At 72.3% G+C, this 18,686-nt stretch carries 13 protein-coding genes and 3 pseudogenes; 13 read left to right on the top strand and 3 right to left on the bottom strand.

Annotation, left to right across the window (positions count from 1 at the left end; genetic code table 11):
• The first annotated feature begins 28 nt into the window (after nucleotides 1-28).
• Entirely contained in the window at nucleotides 29-1,243 is a 1,215-nt protein-coding gene (locus tag ACXKR8_RS10690; RefSeq protein WP_458272667.1) for an NAD(P)H-dependent flavin oxidoreductase, read from the top strand.
• Nucleotides 1,240-2,799, top strand: coding sequence for an acyl-CoA synthetase (locus tag ACXKR8_RS10685; protein ID WP_458272666.1), 1,560 nt, complete (start codon nucleotides 1,240-1,242; stop codon nucleotides 2,797-2,799). Before ACXKR8_RS10690 ends, ACXKR8_RS10685 begins: the two co-directional genes overlap by 4 nt.
• Here the strand turns inward: ACXKR8_RS10685 and ACXKR8_RS10680 are convergent, their stop codons facing one another.
• Nucleotides 2,800-3,309, bottom strand: a complete 510-nt coding sequence (locus tag ACXKR8_RS10680) for a DUF2087 domain-containing protein (RefSeq protein ID WP_458272665.1) — start codon at nucleotides 3,307-3,309, stop codon at nucleotides 2,800-2,802.
• A 182-nt stretch (nucleotides 3,310-3,491) separates the two neighbouring features.
• Here ACXKR8_RS10680 and ACXKR8_RS10675 point away from each other — a divergent pair, with 182 nt between their 5' ends.
• Together ACXKR8_RS10675 and ACXKR8_RS10670 are read left to right on the top strand one after the other, a co-directional pair.
• Nucleotides 3,492-3,971, top strand: a complete 480-nt coding sequence (locus ACXKR8_RS10675) for a DUF3592 domain-containing protein (RefSeq protein ID WP_462100446.1) — start codon at nucleotides 3,492-3,494, stop codon at nucleotides 3,969-3,971.
• A gap of 119 nt (nucleotides 3,972-4,090) precedes the next feature.
• Nucleotides 4,091-5,263, top strand: a complete 1,173-nt coding sequence (locus ACXKR8_RS10670; protein ID WP_458272663.1) for a DUF2332 domain-containing protein — start codon at nucleotides 4,091-4,093, stop codon at nucleotides 5,261-5,263.
• A gap of 7 nt (nucleotides 5,264-5,270) precedes the next feature.
• Here ACXKR8_RS10670 and ACXKR8_RS10665 read toward each other — a convergent pair whose 3' ends face one another.
• A complete protein-coding gene (locus ACXKR8_RS10665) occupies nucleotides 5,271-6,941 on the bottom strand; it encodes an acyl-CoA synthetase (RefSeq protein ID WP_458272662.1) in 1,671 nt (556 codons plus the stop codon).
• Between the two features lie 119 nt (nucleotides 6,942-7,060).
• Between ACXKR8_RS10665 and ACXKR8_RS10660 the strand changes: the two genes are divergently transcribed.
• The 7 genes and pseudogenes from ACXKR8_RS10660 to ACXKR8_RS10630 all read left to right on the top strand — a co-directional run bounded on the left by ACXKR8_RS10660 (nucleotide 7,061) and on the right by ACXKR8_RS10630 (nucleotide 13,884).
• Nucleotides 7,061-7,876, top strand: coding sequence for a crotonase/enoyl-CoA hydratase family protein (locus ACXKR8_RS10660; RefSeq protein WP_458272661.1), 816 nt, complete (start codon nucleotides 7,061-7,063; stop codon nucleotides 7,874-7,876).
• A 63-nt stretch (nucleotides 7,877-7,939) separates the two neighbouring features.
• Nucleotides 7,940-9,012, top strand: a pseudogene (locus tag ACXKR8_RS10655) (Zn-ribbon domain-containing OB-fold protein).
• Between the two features lie 2 nt (nucleotides 9,013-9,014).
• Entirely contained in the window at nucleotides 9,015-10,085 is a 1,071-nt protein-coding gene (locus ACXKR8_RS10650) for a thiolase domain-containing protein (protein WP_458272660.1), read from the top strand.
• A gap of 14 nt (nucleotides 10,086-10,099) precedes the next feature.
• Nucleotides 10,100-11,269, top strand: coding sequence for a thiolase domain-containing protein (locus ACXKR8_RS10645; protein WP_458272659.1), 1,170 nt, complete (start codon nucleotides 10,100-10,102; stop codon nucleotides 11,267-11,269).
• A 203-nt stretch (nucleotides 11,270-11,472) separates the two neighbouring features.
• Nucleotides 11,473-11,676 (top strand): DUF397 domain-containing protein, encoded by a 204-nt coding sequence (locus tag ACXKR8_RS10640; protein WP_458272658.1) that lies wholly within the window; start codon nucleotides 11,473-11,475, stop codon nucleotides 11,674-11,676.
• 513 nt (nucleotides 11,677-12,189) lie between these two features.
• Nucleotides 12,190-12,683: pseudogene (locus tag ACXKR8_RS10635) on the top strand (hypothetical protein).
• Nucleotides 12,684-12,759: 76 nt separating this feature from the next.
• Nucleotides 12,760-13,884 (top strand): acyl-CoA dehydrogenase family protein, encoded by a 1,125-nt coding sequence (locus ACXKR8_RS10630; protein ID WP_458272656.1) that lies wholly within the window; start codon nucleotides 12,760-12,762, stop codon nucleotides 13,882-13,884.
• 75 nt (nucleotides 13,885-13,959) lie between these two features.
• Here ACXKR8_RS10630 and ACXKR8_RS10625 read toward each other — a convergent pair whose 3' ends face one another.
• Nucleotides 13,960-15,093, bottom strand: a complete 1,134-nt coding sequence (locus ACXKR8_RS10625) for an aminoglycoside phosphotransferase family protein (RefSeq protein ID WP_458272655.1) — start codon at nucleotides 15,091-15,093, stop codon at nucleotides 13,960-13,962.
• A 427-nt stretch (nucleotides 15,094-15,520) separates the two neighbouring features.
• Here ACXKR8_RS10625 and ACXKR8_RS10620 point away from each other — a divergent pair.
• Together ACXKR8_RS10620 and ACXKR8_RS10615 are read left to right on the top strand one after the other, a co-directional pair.
• Nucleotides 15,521-16,997 (top strand): annotated as a pseudogene (locus ACXKR8_RS10620) (DNA-binding protein NsdB).
• 161 nt (nucleotides 16,998-17,158) lie between these two features.
• On the top strand, nucleotides 17,159-18,583 hold the full coding sequence (locus ACXKR8_RS10615; RefSeq protein ID WP_458272653.1) for a HEAT repeat domain-containing protein: 1,425 nt from the start codon (nucleotides 17,159-17,161) through the stop codon (nucleotides 18,581-18,583).
• Nucleotides 18,584-18,686 lie beyond the last annotated feature (103 nt).

Raw genomic sequence — 18,686 nt, 5'->3', positions numbered from 1 at the left:
TTCGGGCCGCTGCGCCATGCTGCCCTGCATGAGGACGGAACTCAGCGAACGGCTCGGTATCGAGCACGCCATCTTCGGCTTCACGCCCTTCCCCGCCGTCGCCGCCGCGATCACCCGCGCGGGCGGCCTCGGCGTCCTCGGCGCGGTCCGCTACGGCACCGCGGAGGAGCTGGCCAAGGAGCTCGACTGGATGGACGCCCATGTCGGCGGCCTGCCCTACGGCGTCGACGTGGTGATGCCGGCCAAGAAGGTCGAGGACGTCACCGTCGCCCAGGTCGAGGCGATGATCCCGGAGGGCCACCGCGCCTTCGTCCGGGAGACCCTGGCCCGCTACGGCGTCCCTGACCTGCCCGAGGGCGAGCGGGGCGGCTGGCGGATCACCGGCTGGATGGAGGACGTGGCCCGCTCCCATGTCGACGTCGCGCTGGAGCACCCGATCAAGCTGCTGGCCAGCGCGCTGGGCCATCCGCCGGCCGATGTCATCGACCGGGCCCATGCCGCCGGGGTGCTGGTCGCCGCCCTGGCCGGCAGCGCCCGGCACGCCCGGCACCACGCCGAGGCCGGGATCGACCTGGTGATCGCCCAGGGCTACGAGGCCGGCGGCCACACCGGGGAGATCGGCACCATGGTGCTGGTGCCGGAGATCGTCGCCGCGGTCGCCCCGATCCCGGTGCTCGCGGCCGGCGGCATCGGCACCGGGGCCCAGGCCGCGGCCGGGATCGCGCTGGGCGCGGAGGGCGTCTGGCTGGGCTCGGTCTGGCTCACCGTCACCGAGTCCGACCTGGCCTCGCCGGTGCTGCGGGCCAAGCTGCTCGCGGCCGGCTCCGGCGACACCGTCCGCTCCCGGGCGCTGACCGGCAAGCCGGCCCGCCAGCTGCGGACCGAGTGGACCGACGCCTGGGAGCAGCCGGACAGCCCGGCCACTCTGCCGATGCCGCTGCAGGGCCTGCTGGTCGCCGACGCGGTCAGCCGGATCCAGACCTATGAGACCGCCGAGCTGATCGGCACCCCGGTCGGGCAGATCGTCGGCCAGATGACCGAGGAGCGCTCGGTCGCCGCCGTGATGGACGAGCTGACCAGGGGATTCGAACGGGCGGTGGCCCGGCTGGACCGGATCGCCGCCGACCAGGGCCCGGGCGGGCCGAGCCCGAGGACGACGAGCCCGAGGACGAGCCCGAGCCCGAACCCGAGCCCGAGCCCGAAAGCAACGAGCAGGAGCACGACGAAGGGAGACCAGGTATGAGCACCCCCGCGGCCGGACCGGCCGGATTCTGGGCCCAGGCCGGCGCCGACTACGACCGGATCGCCATGATCGCCCCGGACGGCACCCCCTGGACCGCCGGACGGCTGCACGCCGCCGCCAACCAGCTGGTGCACGGGCTGCGCGAGGCCGGGCTGACCGCGGGCGACGCCTTCGCGGCGGTGCTGCCCAACGGCATCGAGCTGTTCACCGCCTACCTGGCCGCCGCCCAGGCCGGCTTCTACCTGGTGCCGGTGAACCACCACCTGGTGGGCCCGGAGATCGCCTGGATCGTCTCCGACAGCGGAGCGAAGGTGCTGATCGCCCATGAGCGCTTCGCCGAGGCGTCCACCGCGGCGGCGGACGAGGCCGGGCTGCCCAAGGAGCGCCGCTACGCCGTCGGCGAGCTGCCGGGCTTCCGCCCGTATGCGGACCTGCTGGTCGGCCAGTCGGCCGCGGTGCCGGCCGACCGCACCACCGGCTGGGTGATGAACTACACCTCGGGGACGACCGGCCGCCCGCGCGGCATCCGCCGCCCGCTGCCCGGTCGACCCCCGGAGCAGACCCCGCTCGGCGGATTCCTGGGCATCTTCGGCATCAGGCCGGGCGGTGGAAACGTCCACCTGGTCTGCTCGCCGCTCTACCACACCGCCGTGCTCCAGTTCGCGGCCGCCTCGCTGCACCTGGGCCACCTGGTGGTGCTGATGGACCGTTGGACGCCGGAGGAGATGCTTCGGCTGATCGACCGTCACCAGGTCACCCACACCCATATGGTGCCGACGCAGTTCCACCGGCTGCTGGCGCTGCCCGAGGAGACCCGGGCCCGCTACGACGTGTCGTCCATGCGGCACGCCATCCACGGCGCCGCGCCCTGCCCCGACCACGTCAAACGGGCCATGATCGACTGGTGGGGCGAGTGCGTCGAGGAGTACTACGCGGCCAGCGAGGGCGGCGGCACCTTCGCCACGGCGGGGGAGTGGCTGCAGCGCCCGGGGACGGTCGGCAGACCCTGGCCGATCAGCGAGGTCACGGTGCTGGACGACGAGGGAAAGCCGGTCCCGGCAGGGGAGTTGGGGACCGTCTACATGAAGATGAACACCGGCGGCTTCAGCTACCACAAGGACGAGGGCAAGACCCGGCAGAACCGGGTCGGCGACTTCTTCACGGTCGGCGACCTGGGGCTGCTGGACGAGGACGGCTACCTCTATCTGCGCGACCGCAAGATCGACATGATCATCTCCGGCGGGGTCAACATCTACCCCGCCGAGATCGAGTCGGCCCTGCTCGCCCACCCGGCCGTGGCCGACGCCGCGGCCTTCGGGATCCCGCACGACGACTGGGGCGAGCAGGTCAAGGCCGTGATCGAACCGGCGGCCGGGCACGAACCCGGGGACGCGCTGGCGGCGGACATCCTGGCCCACTGCGAACGGCAGTTGGCCAAGTACAAGTGCCCCCGCTCGATCGACTTCATCGCCGAACTGCCCCGCGACCCCAACGGCAAGCTCTACAAGCGGCGGCTGCGCGAGCCCTACTGGGAGGGGCGGACCCGGCAGGTGTAGTTACCCGAGCGCCGCGGTGACCCGGTAGCTGCGGCCGTCCGCGGAGCGGGTGAGCAGCCGGGCGTCCACCAGGTAGCGCCGCAGCGCGGAGGTGTCCTCCCAGTACTGCCGCAGCGCGATGTTGACCTCCGGCTCGCCGTAGCTGACCCCGGGCTCGAAGACCCGGCGAGTCAGGTACTCCAGCAGCGCCTGGCGCCGGGCCGGGCGGACCGGCATCTCGGCGATCCGGCCGTCCTTGAGCAGCTTGGCGCCCTCGTCCGCGGCGGGGTCCGACTCGGCGCGCAGCGCGTCGGCGAAGGCCTGCTCGCGGACGGCGGCCCGGCTGCCCTCCGCTGTCAGCTCGACCAGCCCGGCCTGCGCCAGCCGGGCCAGCAGCCGTCCGGCCCCGGCCCCCAGCACGGCGACGTCCAGGCCGTCCGCCCCGGCCAGGACGAGCTGGGCGTAGAGGCGCTGCCTGGCCGGATCGGCGAGTGCGGAGGCCATCGGGGCGAGGGTGGCGAGCTGGGGCATGGCACGGGGGCCTTTCGGTGCGGCTGACTGACCCGAGCACGCTATTCCGGACCGGCTGCCGGCGCATCGGAATATTTGGCGGCCCCGGCGTGGAACCGTTGTCCGCCGTGGTGCATCCTTCGCGTCACAGAGCTGGTCACAGCTCCACAACGGGGGTTCTCATGGTGGAAGGAACGAGTGCTGTGTTCGGCACGGCCGGACTGCTGTTCGCGCTGGTCGGCGTCGTGATCGCGATCCTGCTGATCCGGAGCGTGCTCAAGCGCAACCGGGTGCTGGCCACCGGTGTGACCGTGGAGGCACGCTGCCTGGACACCTACAGCCGGAGCAATACCGAGGGGGCCAGTACCCGGCATGCCGTCCTGACCTTCACCACCCGCGAGGGTCGCGAGATCAGGATCCAGCCGGCCATTCACACCCCGATCGTCCCCGGGGACTTCGTGACGGTCCGCTATGACCCCGAGCGCCCTGAGCTGGCCTTCCTGGTCGAGGTCGGCGGCGGTGCGGCGACCGGCTGCGGGCTGCTCATCGCGCTGGTGGTCTGCGCGATGTTCGTGCTGGTCGGCCTGCTCTTCGCCGGCGGCGGCTTCGGGCTGTGGGCGTTCATGTCCTCCACTTCATCGGATCCGTCCACCTATGTCCCCGACCCGTCCTTCACGCCCTGACGTCCGGCCTCGGGCCGGTGAGGCACGTCACGTGGGTGGTGGGTGTGCGCGGCCGGGGCGAGGGGGCATGATCGTCTTCCTGTCGTGTCGAGGAACCGATCGTGTCGAGGAGCCGCCGCATGTCCACCCCCTCACCCGCCGCCACCCCGGCGCGCGAACGTGCCGCGCGGATGTTCGAGGAGCAGGCCCGGGGCTGCTCCTCGATCGGCTCCGCCCTGTACGGGGAGCTGCTGGCCCGCGTCGCCGACGACATCCGGGCCGGCGGCCCCTGCGCCGACGCCGTCGCCGGGTACGAGGACGCGCCGGGCCCCGACGCCATCGCGCTGCGCCTGGCCGGCGGCGTCCACGCCCTGGTACTGACCGGGCGCGCGCCCGCCCTCGCCGCGTACTACCCCTCCGCCGGTGGCGCGTATGCAGCCGAGGACGCCGAGCGCTGCTGGCAGGCGTTCCGGGCCGCCGTCGCCGCCGAGCTGCCGTGGGTGCGGGACTGGATGACGCGTCCGCCGCAGACCAATGAGGTCGGCCGGGCGAACCTGCTGATCGCCGGGCTGCTCCAGGTACTCGGAACCGTGCCGGTGCCGTCGCCGCTGCCGTCGCCGTCCCCGCTGCCGGTGCGGCTGTTTGAGCTCGGCTCCAGCTCGGGGCTCAATCTGCGCCCGGAGCAGTTCCGCTACACGGCAGCAGCAGCAGCAGCGCCAGCGCCAGCGCCAGCAGCAGCGGCCGCGGACGGCTTCGGCTGGGGGCCGGCCGACTCGCCGGTGCTGCTCGCCGACGCCTGGACCGGGGGCGCGCCCGGCTGGCTGGTGGCGGCCGCCGCCGCGCATCCCGAGATCACCGTCGTCGAACGCCAGGGCTGCGATCCGAGCCCGATCGACCCGCTCTCCGCGACCGGCTCGCTGGCCCTGCGTGCCTATGTCTGGCCGGACCAGGCCGCCCGGCACGCCCGGCTGGCCGGTGCGCTGCGGCTGGCCGCGGAACTGCCGGTGACGGTAAGGCCGTTGGGCGCGGCGGAGTTCCTCGCCGGGGTGCGCACCAGCACCGGCACACTGACCGTGGTGTGGCACTCGATCATGCGCCAGTACGTCCCGGCCGAGGAATGGGCCAGGGTAGAGCTTGAGCTCGACCGACTGGCGGCGTCGAGCACGCCGGAGGCGCCGTTCGCCCTCATCGCCTTCGAGCCGGAGCGGGTCGGCGAGCGGTTCCGCTTCCGACTGAGTGTCCGTCAGGGAGCCGATGAGCGCGTGGTCCTGGCCGAGGCCTCGCCGCACGGGGTGCCGGCCAAAGCGGTCTGACGATCCGTCACTCGGCGACCACCAGCCCCTGGGCCCAGCGCATGTCCGGCTTGCCGGTCGGGGTGCGCCTGACCTCGGCGACCAGGTGCAGCCGCCGTGGGACCTTGTAGCGGGCCAGATGCGCCCGGCAGTGCTCCTGGAGCTGTTGCAGCGTCAGTTCGCCTGTCCCTGAACGGGCTTGGACCAGAGCCACCACCGTCTCGCCCCAGCGCTCGTCGGCCGCGCCGACGACCACGGTGTCGTAGACCGCCGGATGGGCCTTGATCACGGCCTCGACCTCCTCCGGGAAGATCTTCTCCCCACCGGAGTTGATGCAGGAGGAGCCCCGTCCGAGCAGGGTGATCCGGCCGTCCTCCTCACGCCTGGCCCAGTCGCCGGGGATGGCGTAGCGGGTGCCGTCGGCGGCGGTGCGGAACACCTCCGCGCTCTTGACCGGGTCGCCCAGGTAGCGCAGCGGTACGTTGCCCCGGCGCGCCAGCCGTCCGACCACGCCCGGCGGCAGCGGGTTGAGGTCCTCGTCCAGCACCTCGGAGTCGCCGATCGCCGTGGTGGTGACCCCGCCGGTGGAGCTGCCCGCGCCGGTCGCGCCGCTGCTGTACTGGCTGATGCCGCCCGCGCCGCCCTCGGAGGAGCCGATGGCGTCGCTGAGGTAGAGGGTGGGGAAGCGGTCAAGAAAGCGCTGCTTCACCGAGCCTGAGAACAGCGCCGCGCTGCTGACCAGCCCGAAGAAGGCGCTCAGCTCGTAGTCGGGCCCGTCGGCGGCGTCGAGCTCCTCGATCAGCGGCCGACCCATCGCATCGCCGGTGATCATCACCAGGTTGATCTTCTCGGACGCGGTCAGCTCCCACACCCGCCGGGCGTCGAACCGGTCCAGCAGTACCGCCCGGTTCCCCCGGAACAACTGCTGCATCAGGCCCCACTGGGTGGCGCCGTGCATCAGCGGGGCGATCGGGAAGAAGGTCAGCTGATTGTCGTAGGCGGTGCCGACGATCTCCTCGGGCGTGGCCATCCGATGGCCGTTGGTGACGTCGATGCCGCCGCCGAGCGCGAAGAAGACATCCTCCTGCCGCCAGACCACTCCCTTGGGCAGCCCGGTGGTGCCGCCGGTGAACAGCAGGTAGTGGTCGTCGGGCGAGCGCGGCCCGAAGTCCCGCTGCGGCCCGCCGTCGGCCAGTGCCTTCTCATAGGGGACGGCCGGCAGCTGTACCTCGGAACTGCCCCCGCCGTCGCCGTCCTCGCTGCTGCCGCCCTTGCTGCCGTCGCCGTCCTCGATCACCAGCAGGTGCCGCAGCCCCGGCAGGCCAGGAAGCACCGCGGCCACCTCGGGCGCGTAACGCTCCTGGTAGATCAGTGTGCTGGGCTCGGCCATCCCCAGTAGGTAGCTCAACTCATCGGCGACATAGCGGTAGTTGACATTGACGCAGACCGCGCGCACCTTGCAGATCGCGAGCAGCGACTCCACCCACTCGGCGCGGTTGAGGGCATAGACGCCCACCCGGTCGCCGGGGCCGACGCCGGTCTCCAGCAGGTGGTGGGCCAGCCGGTTGGCCCGTTCGTCCAACTCGGCGAAGGTCCGCCGCTGGACGGTGGTGGTGTCGACGCGGGCGCAGGCGATGGCCTCGCGTCCGGGGAAGTGGTCAACCGCTTGCTCGAACAGATCGGCCAGGTTGAATTCCATGCGCGGAGAGTAGGAGCGCCAGGCAGAGAACTCCAGAGCGGTGACGCCCTTGAAAACCATGGAAGAAGACTGCAACCTGTTCTAGATCTGACGGTGTGTCAAAAAAGAGGGGTCTGCGCATGGGCGGCACCGAACATCTGCTGACAGAACGGCACGGATCGACTCTGGTGCTCACCCTGAACCGGCCCGAGGCCAAGAACGCGTTTTCGATCCCGATGCTGGTCGGCCTGCACGACGCCTGGCTGGAGGCCGACGCCGACGACGAGATCCGCTCGGTCGTGCTGACCGGCGCCGGCGGCGCCTTCTGCGCGGGGATGGACCTCAAGGCCCTGGCCCAGGGCGGCACCGGCGGCGGCTTCGCCGAGGACGACCCTTACCGGGCCCGGATGGCCGCCGACCCCGATCTGCACTGGAAGGCGATGCTCCGGCACTACCGGCCGCGCAAGCCGGTGATCGCCGCGGTCGAGGGCGTCTGCGTGGCCGGAGGCACCGAGATCCTGCAGGGCACCGACATCCGGGTGGCCGCCGAATCGGCGAGCTTCGGCCTGTTCGAGGTGCGCCGCGGGCTGTTCCCGGTCGGCGGCTCCACCGTCCGGCTGCAGCGCCAGATCCCGCGCACCCACGCCCTGGAGATGCTGCTCACCGGCCGCCGCTACAGCGCCGCCGAGGCCGCGGCGATCGGCCTGGTCGGCAGCGTGGTCCCGGACGGCACCGCCCTCAAGCGCGCGCTGGAGCTGGCCGAGGCGGTCAACGAGGCCGCGCCGCTGGCCGTCGAGGCGGTCAAAAGGAGCGTCTACGAGACGGCGTCGCTCAGCGAGGAGGAGGGGTTGGCCCGGGAGTTGGAGATCGGCTGGCCGATCTTCGCCACCGAGGACGCCAAGGAGGGCCCCCGCGCCTTCGCCGAACGCCGTGCCCCGGTCTTCCTGCGGCACTAGCCGGGGCCACCGGCCACCACCCGCCACCAGCCAGGTTCCCCACCCATCAGCAGAGGACTGCAGATGCCTGACGTACTCAGCGCACCCATGGTCGTCGAGTTTCCCTTCACCCGCTCCACCGGACCCGTCATCGGCGCCTTCCTGACCGGGCTGCGCGAACGCGTCGTCCTCGGCATCCGCGGCAGCAACGGCCGGGTGCTCTGCCCGCCGGCCGAGTACGACCCGGTCACCGCCGAGGCGTTGGCGGAGCTGGTCCAACTCCCCGGCACCGGAACCGTCACCACCTGGGCCTGGAACCCCGCCCCGCGCCGGTTCCAGCCGCTGGCCACCCCTTTCGCCTGGGTGCTGGTCCGGCTGGACGGCGCGGACACCGCCCTGCTGCACGCCCTGGACGCGCCACCGCCCGGCAGCGGCGAGCCGGACGAGGTCCGCACCGGGCTGCGGGTGCGGGTCCGCTGGGCCGAGGAGCGCAGCGGCGCCATCACCGACATCGCCTGCTTCGAGCCGATCACTGAGCCGGTCATTGACCCGACCACGGAGCCGACCAATGAACCGACCAATGAACCGATCACCGAGGCAGGTGCGGAATGACCACCGCCGCCGAACTGCTCGCCGCCATCCCGGCCCTGGCCGGCGCGGAACCGGTCACCCGGGTCACCATTCCGGCCCGGCTCGACTACGTCTACACCCCCGGCGGGGCCCAGTCCCGCTTCCTCAACGCGCTGACCGAGCGCCGGCTGCTGGCCGAGCGCTGCCCCTCCTGCACCCGGGTCTACCTGCCAGCCAGGGGCGTCTGCCCCACCTGCGGCATCGCCACCACCGAGCAGCTGGACCTGCCCCACATCGGCACGGTGACCACCTTCTGCATCGTCAACATCGCCGCCAAGGGCCTCGATGTGGAGGTCCCCTACTGCTACGCCTATGTGCTGATCGACGGTGCGCACGTCGGGCTGCACGCCAGGATCGGCGACATCCCGCACGACCAGGTCCATGTCGGGCAGCGGGTCGAACCGGTCTGGCGCGAGCAGAGCGGGTCCGAGGGCCAGGAGGTCCGGCCCAGCCTCGCCGCCATCAGCCACTTCCGTCCCACCGGCGACCCCGACGCCGACCCCGAGACCTATCTGAGGTGGATGTAGCCATGCCGAACGACAACCGCGACGTCGCCGTCGTCGCCGTGGCCCAGACCAGCCACCGCCGCAGCACCGACCAGCTGTCCGAGTTGGAGCTGGTGCTGCCGGTGCTCCAGGACGTGCTCAAGCAGACCGGGCTGACCACCGACCGGATCGGCTTCACCTGCTCCGGCAGCAGCGACTACCTGGCCGGCCGCGCCTTCTCCTTCACCATGACCCTGGACGGCGTCGGCGCCTGGCCGCCGATCTCCGAGTCCCATGTCGAGATGGACGGCGCCTGGGCCCTCTACGAGGCCTGGGTGAAGCTGCGCACCGGGCAGGCGGACACCGCCCTGGTCTATTCCTACGGGAAGTCCTCGCCCGGCAGCGTCCGCGATGTGCTGACCCGTCAGCTCGACCCCTACACCCTGGCCCCGCTCTGGCCCGATGCCATTGCGCTGGCCGCGCTGCAGACCCAGGCCCTGATCGACGCCGGGCTCACCGACGAGCGCGCGCTGGCCGCCACCGCGGTCCGCTCCCGCCGCGCGGCCGAGTCCAATCCGCATGCCCAACTGCGCGGCAGCGCGGACGTGGAGGAGCTGCTGCGGCAGCCCTACGAGGTGCAGCCGCTGCGCCGGCACGACTGCCCGCCGATCAGCGACGGGGCGGTCGCGGTGATCCTCGCCGTCGGCGACACCGCCCGCGCCCTGCACCCCCGTCCGGCCTGGATCCGGGGGATCGACCACCGGATCGAGGCGCACCAGCCCGGCGTGCGCGACCTCACCGGCTCGCCGTCCACCCGGCTCGCGGCCAGCAGGGCCGGGTTCTTCGACGCCCCGGTGGACACCGCCGAGCTGCACGCGCCCTTCACCGGGCAGGAACTGATCCTGCGCCGGGAGCTGGGGATGGGCGAGGAGGTGACCGTGAACCCGTCCGGCGGCCCGCTGGCCGCCAATCCGATGATGGCCGCCGGGCTGATCCGGATCGGCGAGGCAGCCGCCCGGATCCATCGCGGCGAGTCCCGGCGGGCGGTGGCCCACGCCACCTCCGGGCCGTGCCTGCAGCAGAACCTGGTGGCAGTTCTGGAGGGAGACCAGTGAGCACCCGCGGATCAGTGAGCGCCCGTGAACCAGTGGCCGTGATCGGTGTCGGCCAGACCCACCATGTGGCGGCCCGTCAGGACGTCTCCATCGCCGGACTGGTCCGCGAGGCCGCCGTCCGTGCGCTCGAGGACGCCGAGCTGACCTGGGCGGACATCGACGCCGTCGTGCTCGGCAAGGCCCCGGACTTCTTCGAGGGGGTGATGATGCCGGAGCTCTACCTGGCCGAGGCGCTGGGCGCGGTCGGCAAGCCGATGCTGCGGGTGCACACCGCAGGTTCGGTCGGCGGCTCCACCGCCCTGGTGGCCGCGAACCTGGTCGCCGCCCGGGTGCACGGGACGGTGCTCACCGTGGCCTTCGAGAAGCAGTCGGAGTCCAACGCGATGTGGGGTCTGTCACTGCCGGTCCCGTTCACGGCCCCGCTGACCGCGGGCGCGGGCGGGTTCTTCGCGCCGCATGTGCGCGCCTATATGCGCCGGACCGGAGCCCCGGACCACATCGGCTCGCTGGTCGCCTTCAAGGACCGCCGCAACGCCCTGAAGAACCCTTTCGCCCACCTCCATGAGCGGGATCTGACGCTGGAGAAGGTCAGGGCCGCGCCGATGCTCTGGGACCCGATCCGCTACTCCGAGACCTGCCCCTCCTCGGACGGCGCCTGCGCCATGGTGCTCAGCGACGCCCGCGGCGCCGCCCGGGCCCCGCACCGTCCGGCCTGGGTGCACGGCGGCGCGATGCGCAGCGAGCCGACCATCTTCGCCGGCAAGGACTACGTCAGCCCGCAGGCCGGCCGGGACTGCGCCGCCGACGTCTACCGGCAGGCCGGGGTGGCCGATCCGCGCCGGCAGATCGACGTGGTGGAGATGTATGTGCCGTTCTCCTGGTACGAGCCGATGTGGCTGGAGAACCTCGGCTTCGCCGCCGAGGGCGAGGGCTGGAAGCTGGTCGAGTCCGGGGTCACCGAGATGGGCGGGGACCTCCCGGTCAATCCGTCCGGCGGGGTGCTCTCCAGCAATCCGATCGGAGCGTCCGGCATGATCCGCTTCGCCGAGGCCGCGCTGCAGGTGCGCGGACGCGCGGGTGAGCACCAGATCGACGGCGCCCGGCTGGCCCTCGGTCATGCCTATGGCGGGGGTGCCCAGTTCTTCGCCATGTGGCTGGTCGGCAGTGAACCCCCGAACCGCTGAGACCTCCGGCCGGGAGGTCTGAATCGCACCGGTGAATCCATGCGGGTGGATCCGGTCAAAGCCCTCCTCTAGGCCCGCTGCCGGAAGTTACAGTGGCATGACGATGACGGGAGGATCACGACGTGGCAAGCGACGCATTCTTTGGTGACAGTGCGGGGGCCGGCGTCCTCATCCAGCGCAGTCTGCTCGATGAGGGATCCGAGATGAAGAAGCCGCAGCTCGACCTGACCGAGGCCGAGTGGCTGTCCAGCAGCAACGGAGTGGGTGATGTCCAGATCGCCTTCGTCGAGGGCTACATCGCCATGCGGGACGGGCGCAGCCCGGAGGGCCCCGCGTTGATCTTCACCCCGGCGGAGTGGCGGGCCTTTGTGCTCGGCGCCCGGGACGGGGAGTTCGACCTCACCTGAATCCGAGCGGCCCGAGTTTTGGCAGCTCAGGGCACTGACAGGGAATAGATAGGGAAAGGATGCGCCGCGCCGGCCACCCCCACGGGGCCGACGCGGCGCATCCTGCGGTCCGTCTCTCGCACACCCCCACGCGGCGAGGCGACAGACCCGCCCGCAGGACACCAGGGCCTGGTCGGCCGGTGGTGCGATCCGCGGGCGTGCTCGGTGAATAGGAAAACACTCGACAATGAACAACGGGACACGTAACTGTGTTCCTCAGCGGAATTGACCTTGACCGGTGAACTTCACGGACAACGTGCGGACGCAACGCGCTGAAAGTCGACATGACCCCGACGAACAAGTCGTACTGATCTCCCCATGTCGCTGACCGTAATCGGAACGTGATGGGTGAGTCAACTGTCAATCCGTCAACCAACGGCTTCAGATGTCCGGAAATGCGCGGCGGGGGCGGCCTCGATCGCGTGCGGAGCAGGGCGGTTCCACTGTCCTCGCGGTGCCACGTACGATGTCCCCATGGCTTTCCTCCGCCGCCGTTCCGGCACACCGGCAGGTCCGGATTTCGACGTTCTCGCGATGGATCCCGACGACTGGCCCGGCGACTTCGGCGCAGCCCTGCTCGCTGACCCCGAGGACGGCAGCTGTCAGGGAGTCTTCCTGAGCTACGACCTGCTGGCCGGCCGCGGCCCCTCGATGCTGATCGGCAACCTGTGCGAGGGCTCCCCGGCCCGTGAGCCCGAGGACGGCGTGCCGTTCGAGGTCCGCCAGCTGCTGGCCGCGATCGGCAACGACGAGCCGGTCGGCGTGGTCGACACCGAGGACTTCCCGGTGATGCTCGGCGACGACCTGCTGATCGTGAAGAAGGTCAAACTCTCGGAAAGCCGGGTGTCCTGCGTCCAGTTCGGCCGCAGCGACGGAATCCAGGTCACCGTCACCACCTGGGACGCCCCATCACCGATGACCTCTACAAACTGCTGAAGCCGCTGCCTGCGGAGATGTTCCAGGCGTAGAAGTCCTCTGCTACCGAGATTTTCGGCCGCAGAGGTTTAATTGACGGCTGCCTTGTCGACTTCGTACATTCCGCGCATGACCACCGCAGCACGCCAGCCCCTGCTCGCCGACGCTCTCGCCCGGTTGCCGCGGGTGGTCGACCTGCTCGCCGCCCGCGCCGAGGAGCACGACCGCGACGCCGGATTCCCGTACCGGGGGATCGAGGCCGTGCACGAGGCGGGCCTGCTCACCCTGACCGTGGCGGAGCGGTACGGCGGCCCCGGCTGCGGTCTGGCCGACACCGTCCGGGTGCTCACCGAGCTCGGCCGGGGCGACCCCTCGGTCGCCCTGGTCAGCGCGCTCACCCTGCTCACCCATGCGCAGCAGGCACACGCCCCCTACTGGCCCGAGCCGGTGTACGCGGACCTGCTCGCCGACTCGGTGCGCGGTCCCGCACTGGTCGGCGTGCTCGGCCCCGAGGACGGAGCCCCTGGCGTCACCGCGCTGCGGGACGGCTCGGACTGGCGGCTGACCGGCCGCACCCCGCGGGTGGCCGGCGCCGAGGCGCTGGCCTGGATGGTGGTCTGCGCCCGCACCGGGGAGCAGCAGGTCGGCGAGGAGCCGGACGGCGAGCAGCAGGACGAGGTCGGCCTGTTCCTGGTCCAGGGGGACACCCCCGGCGTGCAGGTCGAGCCGACCTGGGACCAGCTCGGCCTGCGTGCCACCGCCAGCCACGACGTGCTGTTCGACCAGGTCCAGGTCGGCGCCGACGCGGTGGTGCACACCGCCTCGCCGGTGCTCGACCCGTCCTGGCTGGACCTGGCGCTGCCCGCGGTCTACCTCGGGGTCGCCCTCGCCGCCAGGGACTGGCTGGTCGCCACGCTTCGGCAGGGCGCCGCGGACGGCCAACTGCACGCCGCCCTGGGCAGTATCGAGGTCGACCTGGTCACCGCGGGGGAGCTGCTGCACTCCCTGGCCCGCCGGATCGACGAGGGCGACCCAGCCGGCCCGGCCCGGACCGCCGCCGGGCGGATCGTCGCCACCCGGACCGCGATCGGCGTGGTGGAGCAGGCGGTGGCGCTCAGCGGCAGCGCCGGACTGAGCCGGGCGCACCCGCTGGAACGCCACTTCCGTGATGTGCAGCACGCCCGCACCCACGGCCCGCGCACCCCCGACCTGCTCGCCGAGGCCGGGCGGCGGGCCCTGAGCGGCGGGCCCTGAGCGGCAGGCCCTGAGCGGCAGGCCCTGAGCCGTACACCCTGGAACGGCAAGCCCTGAGCGGTGGTTGAGCGCGGGTCAGCGGGTGCCGACCGCCGCCCGCACCGCGCGCCGCGCCATCGTCGCGTCCTCGTGCAGCCGCCGGATCAGTATCCGCTGCTCCTCGTTCGCCCCCGGCACGTCGTGCAGCCGGATCTCCCGGATGAGTACCAGGATCAGGTTCACCAGGAAGGCGTCCCTGGGCAGCGTGCCCGAGGACTGGGCCACCTGGCTGATCTGCCGCCGGGCCGCGGTGTCCCCGGAGAGCACCGTCCACAGCACCGCCAGGTCGTAGCCGGGCAGGTACCAGCCGGCCTGCTCCCAGTCCACCAGCACCGGTCCCGAGGGGGCCAGCAGCACATTGGTCAGCAGCGCGTCCCCGTGGCAGAACTGCGGCGCGGTGTGCGCCAGGCCGTGCAGCAGGTGCTGCAGGTCGCCGGCGTCCCGGTCGGTGAGCAGCCCGAGCGCGTGGTAGCGGGCGATCTCGCGCGGGTAGTCCAGCGGCGCGTCGAAGGAACCGGTCGGCGGGCGCCACAGGTTGAGCGACCGCACCGCGCCGAGGATCGCCCTGACCTCGCCCGGCGAGGGGGTGTTGACCGGGTGCCGCTCGCGGGCGGCGGGCCGTCCCGGCACCCGCTCCATCAGCAGCACGCAGCGGTCGCTGTCGGCCGCGACCAGCTTCGGCAGCCGGACCGGCGGACGGTGCCGGACGAAGGTCCGGTACGCCGCCACCTCGCGGCGCAGCAGCTCGGCCGACTCGCGGCCGGCCCTGGTGGTCTCGCGTCCGGCCAGGGACGGGGTGAGGCACTTGGCGACGACCGGGGTGCGCCCGGCGGTGCCGGCCACCAGGACGTGCTGGCGGTCCTCGCGCAGCAGCTGCCGGGGGACGAAGGCGGGACAGATCCTGGCTATCCCGGCCAGCGCGGCCCGCAGCACCGGCGACTGCTCGGCCGGGTTGTCCAGCCGCGGCGCGGCCGTGCCGGGGAGCGCCCGGCGGCCGTCGGGCGCGCCGGGCCGGCGGGGGACGGAGGGGGCGGCCTGCGGCCGGACCGGCTGGCCGTACGGATCCCGCTCGCGGGTCCTCGGGTCGGCGCCGATGGCAGGGCGGTGGCGCGGCGGTGCGGTGACCCGGGAGGCCGTTACTGGGGCGGGGGAGAGCGAAGGAGAGTACATGGGTGGATCCGGGTCCCTTCCTGGCGGGCTGCCGCCGGTGGGCCGGATCGGCCCACCGCGTGTGCTGTGTCGTGCCAACTGCCGTTCTGTTGCCGTTCTGTTCTTGCTGCGGTGCTTCCGAGGGGGCGCGGGCGCCGGAGTGCACGCCCTTGAGTGATCCCGTACGGCGCGCCCTGGGGAGTGCGCCGTCCGGGGGTTCCCTGGCGTGCGGCGAAGCCCGCGCCACCCCTTTGCGCCACTCCTGAAACCCGCCCTGCCTCCACTTACACAAGCCTGGTGGCAGTGGGGTCGGGGTGGCGCTTTCCTACATGACACCCGATCGCTCCTGGCGCATCAGTTGGCGCACCCTGGCGAACCCTGGCGAATGCTCGCCTGGCACATGACGCACGGATAGCCTCAGAACTGCCGAGGAACCTGGGGGCTTGACGTGAGCAGAGGACCCAACACCCGATTCGCCGACCTGTTCGCCCTGACCGGATGGTCCAAGGGCGAGCTGGCGAGGTTGGTCAACCGGCGGGGTGCGGCGGTGGGCAGCAGCAGCTGTCCACCGACACCTCGCGAGTACGGCGCTGGATCGAACGCGGAGAGGTTCCGCGTGATCCGGTGCCCAGGGTGCTGGCTGCCCTGTTCACCGAGCGGCTCGGCCGTGTTGTCACCACTGAGGACCTCGGGTTCCAGCGACACCGGCACGCAGGCTCGAACGGCGGCGCGAAGGACGCGTCGGACGAACCCTCCTGTGATCCAGGTCGCACCGCGGAGGTCCTCACCGAGTTCACGGGAATGGACCTCATGCTCAACCGACGCGGACTGATGGGCGCGAGCACCGCGCTCGCCGCGGGCGCGGCCATCGCGAACCCGCTGCACGACTGGATGACCGGCCGGGACGTCGCCGGCGACGTCCCCTCCGGCGCCTACGTACGCACCCCCGGCGTCGCCGCGCTGCCCGCGGGCGACTTCTACGAGGCAGGACCGGTCGGCCAGGAGGAGGTGGCGGCGCTGGAGGCCTCCGTCGACGTCTTCCGCGCCTGGGACGCCTCCCGGGGCGGCGGCCTGCAGCGCAAGGCCGTGGTCGGCCAGCTGAACGAGGTCGGCGGCATGCTCACCTTCCAGCACCCCGAGGCGCTGTCCAAGCGGCTCTGGAACGTGGCCGCCAACCTTTCGGTGCTGGCCGGCTGGATGTCCCACGACGTGGGCCTGGAACCGACCGCGCAGAAGTACTTCGTGATGGCCGTGCACGCGGCCCGCGAGGCCGGCGACAAGCCCCGCGCGGGCGAGGCGCTGTCCCGCGCCGCCCGGCAGATGGTGCACCTGGGACGTCCCAATGACGCCCTGGACCTGATGCGGGTGGCCGACAGCGGCAGCGGCGAGGACGCCCTGCCCCGGACCAGGGCGATGCTGCGCACGGTCGAGGCCTGGGCGCACGCCTCGATGGGCCGCGGCCAGGCCACCCGGCGCACCCTCGGCGAGGCCGAGGACCTGTTCGCCCAGGACAACGGCGAACCGGGCCCCAGCTGGCTCCAGTTCTTCGACCGCGCCGACCTGCACGGGATGGAGGCCCTGGCCTACCGGACCCTGGCCGAGCACGACCCCTCCGCCGCCCCGCTGGCCCAGTACCACGCCAAGCAGGCCATAGACCTGCGGACCGGCGGCCACGAGCGCTCGATGCTGTTCGACCGGCTGTCGCTGGCCTCCGCCTGCTACATCGCCAACAAGCCGAGGAGGCCGGCAACTACGCCACGATGGCGCTGGAGTCCACCAGCGAGATGTCCTCCCACCGCACCTGGGACCGGCTCCGCGAGATGTACCGGCTCACCGGCCGCTACGAGCAGCTCTCCGAGGTCAAGGAACTGCGCGCGAACATCCTCCGGGCGATGCCCGAGCACAGCAGGCCGCAGATCGTGTGATTGGTCCGCAAGGCAAAGGTGCGCAGGTCGCCACCTGGACGGTACGATTCCGTGCCTCCTACCGGTAGGAATCGGTCCGGAGGTGCCCGTCGACCAGCCGTATGGGTATCCCGCAGGGAAATCCCTTTGCCTCCAGGACCGCCGCAACGGATGCTGACCTCATGTTCGAGCCCGCGATAGCGCCCAGCGCCTCCCTTCTCGGCCTGCTTCAGCGGGGCCGGGGAGACGGCACCCTGCACGCTCTGGCGGCCGAGCGTCTCGACGCTCTCGCCGCCCTTGAGGAGTGCGTCACCCGCGATCCCCGCCGCGACTGGCAGGTGGAGAACCGGTCGCTCTACTACGCCCGCCTGTACATGGAGCTGGAGGCCCCGCTGCAGGGCCTGGAGGACCACCTCTTCCATGTCGAGGACCTCCTCGACGAGGAGGAGTCACGCACCGGCCTCACCCTGGCCGTGCTCGGCCGACTGGCCGGCTACGGCCGCCGCGACGCCGTGCTGCTGCTGCACCGCTATGCCGCGGCCGGCAGCAACTGGGCTTGGGCCCTGGACGAGCTGGCCGTCCGCGAGGACGACGCCGCGCTGGAGACCCTGGCCGCGCCGGTACTGGCCCGCTTCCCGGAGGGCCCGGAGGGCGACGCCGCCCTGCGCGCGGCCGTCCGCAACGCCTATGAACCCCGGCCCTGGCACCTCTGGGCCCAATCCCAACCCCGGGTCGCCGCCGCCACCGAGCAGGCGCCCTTCGACCTCTGGCAACGACAGCTCGACCGGCCGACCAACGCTCCGGCCTGGAGCACCGCGGCCGTACTGGCCTGGGCGGACGCCAATCCGGCCGGCGCCTCGGCCGGGCCCGACGGCTTCGAACGGCGGGTCGTCGCCGCCGCCCGCTGCCTGGACGCGGTGGTCGGCCCCGAGGACCTGCCGCTGCTGCTCGATACCGCCCGCGACGGTCAGGACGGCGCCCGCTGCGCCGCGCTGCGGCACCTCGCCGACCACGACCACGCCCAGGCGCCCGAGCTGGTCGGCCGCGCCGCCGAGGACGCCGCCTCGCGCCAGGTCGCCGATTTCGGCCTGGCGACGCTGGCCCGGATGCGAAGCACCCGTTTCGTGGCCAGGGCCAGGGTCTGGGCCGCCGACACCGGGGGCGGCCCGCTGGCCGACGCCGCGGCCGGGCTGCTGGCCTGCGTCGGCGAACCGGCCGACGCCCCGCTGGTGGTCGCCGCCCTGCACCGCTGGGTCTACCAGCGCGGCGCCGAGGGCGACGGGCTCACCGTGCTGGTCGAGGGCGTCGGGCGGCTGGCGGCCGCCGCCGGGGTGACCGCCCTGCGCCACATCTACGCCGAGACCAGCTGCTCGCAGCTGCGCGGCAGCGCCGCCCGCAGCCTGGCCGCCACGGATCCCTGCTTCCCGACCGGAGCGGCCGTGGAGTGCCTCTGGGACTGCGAGGAGGCCACCAGGGAGCTCGCCGCGCGCCATGTGCTCACCAAGGGCGACGGCAAGGTCCTGGACCGGCTGCGCCGGCTCGCCGCCGATCCCGGCGAGGAAGCCGAGGTCCACGCCGCGGTGAGGGGCCGGCTGAGCTCGGGCTGACCCGGCGGGACGCCGTCTGACGGGCGGAGGCGAGGGTTCGCTCGACGGAGGCCAGGGTTCGGGAGTCGTTCGTCCGTGCGAAAGATCCCCGTGGCCCGGCGCA

Source organism: Streptacidiphilus sp. PAMC 29251 (assembly GCF_054208735.2).
Note: the sequence above shows the minus strand (reverse complement) of the source record. Positions and strands in the feature narration are given on the sequence as shown.

Bases quoted from the DNA above. Each gene is read 5' to 3' on its own strand.
- ACXKR8_RS10690 (WP_458272667.1), top strand. From the start codon at position 29: ATGAGGACGGAACTCAGCGAACGGCTCGGTATCGAGCACGCCATCTTC.
- ACXKR8_RS10685 (WP_458272666.1), top strand. From the start codon at position 1,240: ATGAGCACCCCCGCGGCCGGACCGGCCGGATTCTGGGCCCAGGCCGGC.
- ACXKR8_RS10680 (WP_458272665.1), bottom strand. From the start codon at position 3,309: ATGCCCCAGCTCGCCACCCTCGCCCCGATGGCCTCCGCACTCGCCGAT.
- ACXKR8_RS10670 (WP_458272663.1), top strand. From the start codon at position 4,091: ATGTCCACCCCCTCACCCGCCGCCACCCCGGCGCGCGAACGTGCCGCG.
- ACXKR8_RS10665 (WP_458272662.1), bottom strand. From the start codon at position 6,941: ATGGAATTCAACCTGGCCGATCTGTTCGAGCAAGCGGTTGACCACTTC.
- ACXKR8_RS10660 (WP_458272661.1), top strand. From the start codon at position 7,061: ATGGGCGGCACCGAACATCTGCTGACAGAACGGCACGGATCGACTCTG.
- ACXKR8_RS10650 (WP_458272660.1), top strand. From the start codon at position 9,015: ATGCCGAACGACAACCGCGACGTCGCCGTCGTCGCCGTGGCCCAGACC.
- ACXKR8_RS10640 (WP_458272658.1), top strand. From the start codon at position 11,473: ATGAAGAAGCCGCAGCTCGACCTGACCGAGGCCGAGTGGCTGTCCAGC.
- ACXKR8_RS10630 (WP_458272656.1), top strand. From the start codon at position 12,760: ATGACCACCGCAGCACGCCAGCCCCTGCTCGCCGACGCTCTCGCCCGG.
- ACXKR8_RS10625 (WP_458272655.1), bottom strand. From the start codon at position 15,093: ATGTACTCTCCTTCGCTCTCCCCCGCCCCAGTAACGGCCTCCCGGGTC.
- ACXKR8_RS10615 (WP_458272653.1), top strand. From the start codon at position 17,159: ATGTTCGAGCCCGCGATAGCGCCCAGCGCCTCCCTTCTCGGCCTGCTT.